This is a genomic window from Mesorhizobium sp. M7A.F.Ca.US.006.01.1.1 (assembly GCF_003997935.1).
In the GTDB taxonomy this organism is placed as follows: Bacteria; Pseudomonadota; Alphaproteobacteria; order Rhizobiales; family Rhizobiaceae; genus Mesorhizobium.
This window is the reverse complement of the sequence record NZ_RZQL01000317.1, coordinates 1-6,694: the sequence shown is the minus strand read 5'-3', so window position 1 is coordinate 6,694 and position 6,694 is coordinate 1. Positions and strand designations below refer to the sequence as shown.

The following is a 6,694-nucleotide window of genomic DNA, read 5'->3' as shown; positions in this document are numbered from 1 at the left end:
ATACTGATGTACGGCGCCATCCAGAAGCTGCCGACGCATCTGCAGGGATCGCTGTCGTTCATCTATCCGGTGGTCGCCATTCTGGTCGATGTCGCCGCCTTCGGCCATCGGCTGCATATGAGCCAGGTCGTCGGCGCCACCGCCATCCTGATCGCCGCCGCCGGCATGAATCTCGGCTGGACGCTGTGGAAGGGCAAACCACCCGTCGCGAGCCCGCACCCGATCAAGTGAAGCGGCCCCGCCGGCTGCCCGGCGGATCAAACTTCGCGATCCCGGTTGCCCGCCTGTTCAAGGCGGGCACTTTGCTCTATGCCGCAATCCAACCATCTTCGCCCGGCATAGGCGAAACGCGGGACCCGAAGAACCATGAATGAAGCAACGCCCCCCAATCGCTGTCGCATCGTGCTGATCGCGCCGCCCGGCGTGCCGGCGGCCCGTATTGTCGCGGCATTCGATGGCGGCGATGTCGCTTCGCTGATCCTGCCCGAGAACGGCATGGACGAAGCCTCCTTCCAGGCTTTCGCCGAACAGATCGTGCCGGCAGCGCAAGCCGCCGGCGTTGCTGTCATCATCGCCGGCGACACCCGCATAGCCGGCCGCGTCCAGGCCGATGGCATCCATGTCGAGGTCTCCAAGGCCGAACTTGCCGAGACGATCGAGCATTTCCAGGCAAAGATGATGGTCGGCACCGGAGGCGCCAAGACGCGTGACGACGCGCTCGAGCTTGGCGAGACACGGCCGGACTACATCTTCTTCGGCCGCTTCGGTTACGACAACAAGCCCGAACCGCACCCGCGCAACCTGTCGCTCGGCGCATGGTGGGCGGACATGATCCAGATCCCTTGCATCGTCATGGCCGGATCGGACATCGCCTCGGTCGAAGCCGTGGGCGCCACCGGCGCTGAATTCGTGGCGCTGTCGAGCGCCGTGTTCGCCGACGGCACCGATCCCAGGACAGCGGTCGCCACCGCCAACGCGCTGCTCGACGAGACCGCGCCCCGCTTCGAGGACTGAAATGTCCCCGGCGACGCTTCCCCTCCAGGCTCTGCTTGCGGTGCTGATGGTCCAGGCTGCCGCCGCGGAAACCATACCCCTGCCGCAGCCCAAGCCGGAAATCGGCGCCCACACCGACAAGCCGATCGACAAGCCGTTGCCGCAGCCCGCCACCACGGCCGAGCCCGCGCCGCTGCCGTCGGCCGACGCCATCAATCCCGACCGCTTCGGCGCAAAACCCGCCGACGCGGCCTATGGCGCATTCCAGCGTGGTCTCTACAAGACAGCTTACAATCTGGCATTGGTCCGGGCGCAAAACGGCGATCCGGCGGCGCAGACCTTGGTGGCCGAGATCCTGTCGCGGGGTCTCGGTGTACCGGTCAATTCGGCGCAGGCGGCGAAATGGTACGCCTTGGCCGCCGAACAGGGTGTGCCGGAATCGCAGTTCCAGTATGCACTGATGCTGCTCGACGGCCGCTATGTCAAAAAGGATGGAAAAGAGGCCTACGCCTTGATGCAGGCCGCCGCCGAAGCCGGCAACCGGCTGGCGCAATTCAATTTCGCGCAGATGCTGGTCCAGCAGGACCCCGGCGACACCGGCATGGCCAAGGCGGTCTCCTACTATGAGCGCGCCGCCGCGACCGGCCTCGCGGACGCGCAATATGCAATGTCGCAGATCTACGCCAACGGTGTCGGCGGCAAGCCTCGCGACGACGCCCAGGCAAGGCGCCTGCTGGCGCAGGCCGCAAGGCAGAACTACGACACCGCGCAGATCGATCTCGCCGCATGGATGATCGAAGGCCGCGGCGGTGCGCGCGACCTGAAATCCGCCTTCGGCTGGATGAAGCAGGCGGCGGAGGGCGGCAATGTCGCCGCCCAGAACCGCCTGGCCAAGCTCTATATGCAAGGCATCGGCACCGATCCGGACCTGGTCCTTGCTGGTGCCTGGTACATCGTTGCCCGCCGCGCCGGCCTCATCGATCCGCAGATGGACGACTTCCTGCAGGGGCTGGACGACGACCAGACCAAGCAGGCGCTGCAGAAGGCCAACCGGCTGCCTTGACTGCGGTTCGGACGGTCATTGCACATCCGACCTAGGCTCCCATTGCTTGGCGCCAACCTGCCCGCTCCCTTGCCTCTTCTGGCGATTTGTGGTCTTGGGAGCCCGAAATCGCTTTCCCAGCGAACATCCCTTACCAACGGCGTGGCCGTTGGCATCATTCCGGATCATCTCATCATGGCCAAGATCAATGGCAACGAAATCCGTCCCGGCTATGTCATCGAGCATGATGGCGGCCTTTGGGTCGCGGTCAGGACCAACACCGTCAAGCCCGGCAAGGGCGGCGCCTACAATCAGGTCGAACTGAAGAACCTTATCAACGGCACCAAGCTCAACGAGCGCTTCCGCTCTGCCGAGACGGTCGAACAGATCCGGCTCGACCTGAAGGATTTTTCCTTCCTCTACGCGCAGGAAGACGCACTGGTGTTCATGGACACCCAGAGCTACGAACAGCTCGAATTGAACAAGGACTTCGTCGGCGATCGCGCCGCCTTCCTGCAGGACGGCATGATGGTGACGGTCCAGCTCTACGAAGAGCGTCCGATCGGCATTTCGCTGCCCGACTATGTGACGCTGACCATCACCGAGGCCGACCCGGTGGTGAAGGGGCAGACGGCGGCATCGTCCTACAAGCCGGCGATCCTGGAGAACGGCATCCGCGTCCTGGTGCCGCCATTCATCGGCGCCGGCGAACGCATCATCGTCGACACCAACGAAATCACTTACGTGCGCCGCGCCGACTGATGCATGTCGCCCAAAAGTGGCCCCGGTTTTGGGTCACCGACATGCATCGAGGCGGAGTTTAAAGCGCAGCACCGGGAAAAAGCACTATGGCACGCTCAGCCCTTCTCAACGTCATGGTCCAGGCCGCAATGAAGGCCGGCCGCTCGCTGTCGCGCGACTTCGGCGAAGTGCAGAACCTGCAGGTCTCGATGAAAGGCCCCGGCGACTATGTCAGCCAGGCCGACCGCAAGGCAGAGGACATCGTCTTCGCCGAACTGTCCAAGGCACGGCCGGGCTATTCCTTCCTGATGGAGGAGCGCGGCGTGGTCGAAGGCGACGACGGCCAGCATCGCTGGATAATCGACCCGCTCGACGGCACCACCAATTTCCTGCACGGCATCCCGCTCTTTGCCGTTTCGATCGCGCTGGAGCGCCAGGGCCAGATCGTTGCCGGCGTCATCTACAATCCGGCGATGGACGAACTCTACACCTGCGAACGCGGCGGCGGCGCCTTCATGAACGACCGCCGCTTGCGCGTCGCTGGCCGCATCAAGCTGGTCGACTCGGTCATCGGCTGCGGCATGCCGCATCTCGGCCGCGGCCACCACGGCAATTTCCTCGTCGAGCTGCGCAATGTCATGGCCGAGGTTTCCGGTGTCCGCCGCCTCGGCTCCGCATCGCTCGATCTCGCCTATGTCGCTGCCGGCCGCATGGATGGCTTCTGGGAAACCGGCCTGTCTGCCTGGGACATCGCCGCCGGCCTGTTGCTGATCCGTGAGGCGGGCGGCTTCGTCTCCGACATGGATGGCGGCCAGGACATGCTCGACAACGGCTCGGTCGTCGCCGGCAACGAGATCATCCAGCGCGCTTTGCTCAAGGTCGTGAAGAAGCCTCTCTCCTCCCGCTGACAGCCACGCCGCGCTGATGCGCCGCAGTCGCAAAACCGCAACGGAAGCTTGAAATACTGCCCGGCATGCGCCCAAATTGAAGGGCGCGGTGCAGGAACCCGGCTTAGTGAGAGACAACCAACCCTACCCCGATATCCCGTTCATCGGACGCTGGCAGTATTCGCGTGCCGAGATGATCGCCGACGGCGTCGTCCACGCGGTCGGCATCGTGCTGGCGATATCGGCCGGTTCCGCACTGCTGGCGCTGGCGGCGTTTCGTGTCGGACCGGGCGAATACATCGCCGCCGCCTTCTACGTGGTTTCGCTGCTTACTGTGCTCTCGGTGTCGATGACCTACAATCTGTGGCCGGTGTCGTCGCCGGCAAAATGGGTGTTGCGGCGTTTCGACCACGCCGCGATCTATCTGCTGATCGCCGCGACCTATACGCCTTTCCTGGCGCAGCTCGAAGGCTCGCCGCTGGCGCGCTGGATGATCGGGCTGGTCTGGACCGCGGCAGTGCTGGGTATTGCCATCAAGGTGTTCTTTCCCGGCCGTTTCGACCGGCTGGCGATCGGCTTCTATCTCGCCATCGGCTGGAGCGGCATCATCCTGGTCAAGCCGCTTGTCCAGACGCTGCCGACGACATCGATAGCGCTCATCGTTGCCGGCGGCATCGTCTACTCCTGCGGCGTCATCTTCTTTGCCTGGAAGGGGCTGCGCTTCCACAACGCGCTGTGGCACGGTTTCGTCGTCACCGGCGCCGGCCTGCATCTGGCCGCCATGGTCGACTGTCTGGTCATCAATCGCCTCTGACATTATCGACGCGGCAATATTGCCAAGCGCCATTCAATTTGGTCACAATTCCGTTTAGAGTCGCGGTTTACGTGATCGGCGGCGGCATCGGAAACGGGGCACGGATGGCTTTTCTCAGATCCTTCGGCATGGGCAGACGTTCTGATGTCCTGATCTACGACCCGCATAAATTATCGAGCCCGCAGGTCTTTCTGCTGACCATGGTGATCTTCCTGGTCATCGTCGCCTTCATCGCCGCCATCCTCACCCGACAGATCTCAACCGCTTTTGGCAGCAATCCCGGCCTCAATGGCCTGATCGTCGGCGTGCTGGTGGTCGGCATCCTTTTGGCCTTCGCCCAGGTCGGGCGACTGTTTCGCGAAGTGCGTTGGGTCAACTCCTTCCGTGCCGGCTCGGAGACGACAGAACCGGTGCTGCTGGCGCCGATGAAGGCGATGATCGGTCGCTCCTCGGCGACGGCCTTCTCGACCAGTTCGATGCGCACCATGCTCGATTCCATCGCCACCCGCCTCGACGAAAGCCGCGACACGTCGCGCTATCTCGTCGGCCTGCTGGTGTTCCTCGGCTTGCTCGGCACTTTCTGGGGACTGTTGAACACCATCGGTTCGATCCGCGAGACCATCGAATCGCTCGATCCCGGCACCGGTGACGCCGCCGCGGTTCTCGATTCCCTGAAGCAGGGGCTTTCGGCGCCGCTGGCCGGCATGGGCACGGCCTTCTCATCCTCGCTGTTCGGCCTCTCCGGCTCGCTGGTGCTCGGCTTCCTCGACCTGCAGGCCGGCCGCGCTCAGACGCGCTTCTACACCGAACTGGAAAACTGGCTTTCCTCGGTCACCGACCTGTCGTCGGACATCGTCGTCGCCGACCCGGCCAAGACCGAATCCTCCGACGAGATCCGGGTGCTGTCGGAACGGCTGCGCTCGATGCAGGAGAATGGCGGCGGCTCCAACCCGCGCGTCGCCACCGCCATGGCCAATCTCGCCGACGGCATTTCCGGCCTGGTCAAGAACATGCGCTCGGAACAGCAGATCATGCGCGACTGGGTCGAGGCCCAGTCCGACGAGCAGAAGGCGATGCGCAACACGCTGGAAAAGATCGCCGATGCCCTGAAGAAGCCCGGAGTGCACTGAAGTGGCACTCGCCAGGGGCCGGCGCACCGATCGCCGCATCGACTATTGGCCGGGCTTCGTCGACGCGCTGTCGACGCTGCTTTTGGCCATCATGTTCCTGCTCACGGTCTTCGTGCTGGCGCAGTTCCTGCTGGGACGCGAAATCTCCGGCAAGGATACGGCACTCTCGCGCCTCAACTCGCAGATCAACGAGTTGACCCAGCTGCTGGCGCTGGAGCGCTCGACGGCGCAGGACAAGGATGATTCACTGGCCAATCTGCAGGCGTCGCTGTCGGCCGCGCAAGCGGAAAAGAGCCGGCTCGAACAGTTGCTGGCGCAAGGTGCCGGTGCCGGCGACGCCGCCAACCAGCGCGCCGCTGCGCTCGGCGGCGAACTCGACAGCCAGCGCCAGATCAGCCAGCAGGCACTGAGCCAGGTCGAGATCCTCAACCAGCAGATCGCGGCACTGCGCAAGCAGATCGGCGCGCTCGAGGATGCGCTCAACGTCTCCGAAATCCGCGACCGCGATTCCAACACCAAGATCGCCGACCTCGGCCGTCGCCTCAACGTCGCACTGGCACAGCGCGTGCAGGAGTTGAACCGCTACCGCTCCGACTTCTTCGGCCGCTTGCGCGAAATCCTCGCCGACCGCGAGAACATCCGCATCGTCGGCGACCGCTTCGTCTTCCAGTCGGAAGTGCTGTTCCCGACCGGCTCCGAAGTGATCAACGATGCCGGCAAGGTCGAGATGAAAAAACTCGCCGACGCCATCATCGAGTTGCAGAAGGAAATCCCGCCCGAGATCAACTGGGTGCTGCGCGTCGACGGCCATACCGACAACAAGCCGCTCTCCGGCTCCGGGCGCTATCGCGACAATTGGGAACTGTCGACGGCGCGTTCGACCTCGGTGGTGAAATTCCTGATCGAGAACGGCGTGCCGGCCAACCGGCTCGTCGCCGCCGGCTTCGGTGAGTTCCAGCCGCTCGACCCCGCCGACACCGAAGAGGCGCGCAACAAGAACCGCCGTATTGAACTGAAGCTCACCGAACGTTGATCCATTGTCACGCGAACTTGTTCGCCGGCTCAACTCTAGGGCGCAGATCAGGAC

7 protein-coding genes and 1 pseudogene are annotated in these 6,694 nt (G+C 63.9%); all 8 read left to right on the top strand.

The window, feature by feature from the left end:
- Positions 1-231, top strand: a pseudogene (locus EN943_RS33375) (EamA/RhaT family transporter); the annotation flags it as partial.
- Positions 232-366: 135 nt separating this feature from the next.
- Positions 367-1,014: a thiamine phosphate synthase gene (locus EN943_RS33370; RefSeq protein ID WP_027037200.1), complete on the top strand. Its 648-nt coding sequence runs from the start codon at positions 367-369 to the stop codon at positions 1,012-1,014.
- A gap of 1 nt (position 1,015) precedes the next feature.
- The gene (locus EN943_RS33365; RefSeq protein WP_127416187.1) at positions 1,016-2,056 is read left to right on the top strand and encodes a tetratricopeptide repeat protein; all 1,041 of its coding nucleotides are present in this window, start codon (positions 1,016-1,018) and stop codon (positions 2,054-2,056) included.
- A 174-nt stretch (positions 2,057-2,230) separates the two neighbouring features.
- Positions 2,231-2,797: an elongation factor P gene (gene efp / locus EN943_RS33360; RefSeq protein WP_013529127.1), complete on the top strand. Its 567-nt coding sequence runs from the start codon at positions 2,231-2,233 to the stop codon at positions 2,795-2,797.
- A gap of 86 nt (positions 2,798-2,883) precedes the next feature.
- Positions 2,884-3,684: an inositol monophosphatase family protein gene (locus EN943_RS33355; protein WP_127416186.1), complete on the top strand. Its 801-nt coding sequence runs from the start codon at positions 2,884-2,886 to the stop codon at positions 3,682-3,684.
- Between the two features lie 106 nt (positions 3,685-3,790).
- On the top strand, positions 3,791-4,477 hold the full coding sequence (locus EN943_RS33350) for a hemolysin III family protein (protein WP_164778513.1): 687 nt from the start codon (positions 3,791-3,793) through the stop codon (positions 4,475-4,477).
- Positions 4,478-4,581: 104 nt separating this feature from the next.
- A complete protein-coding gene (locus EN943_RS33345; protein ID WP_027037204.1) occupies positions 4,582-5,607 on the top strand; it encodes a MotA/TolQ/ExbB proton channel family protein in 1,026 nt (341 codons plus the stop codon).
- 1 nt (position 5,608) lies between these two features.
- Positions 5,609-6,640 (top strand): peptidoglycan -binding protein, encoded by a 1,032-nt coding sequence (locus tag EN943_RS33340; protein ID WP_127416184.1) that lies wholly within the window; start codon positions 5,609-5,611, stop codon positions 6,638-6,640.
- Positions 6,641-6,694 lie beyond the last annotated feature (54 nt).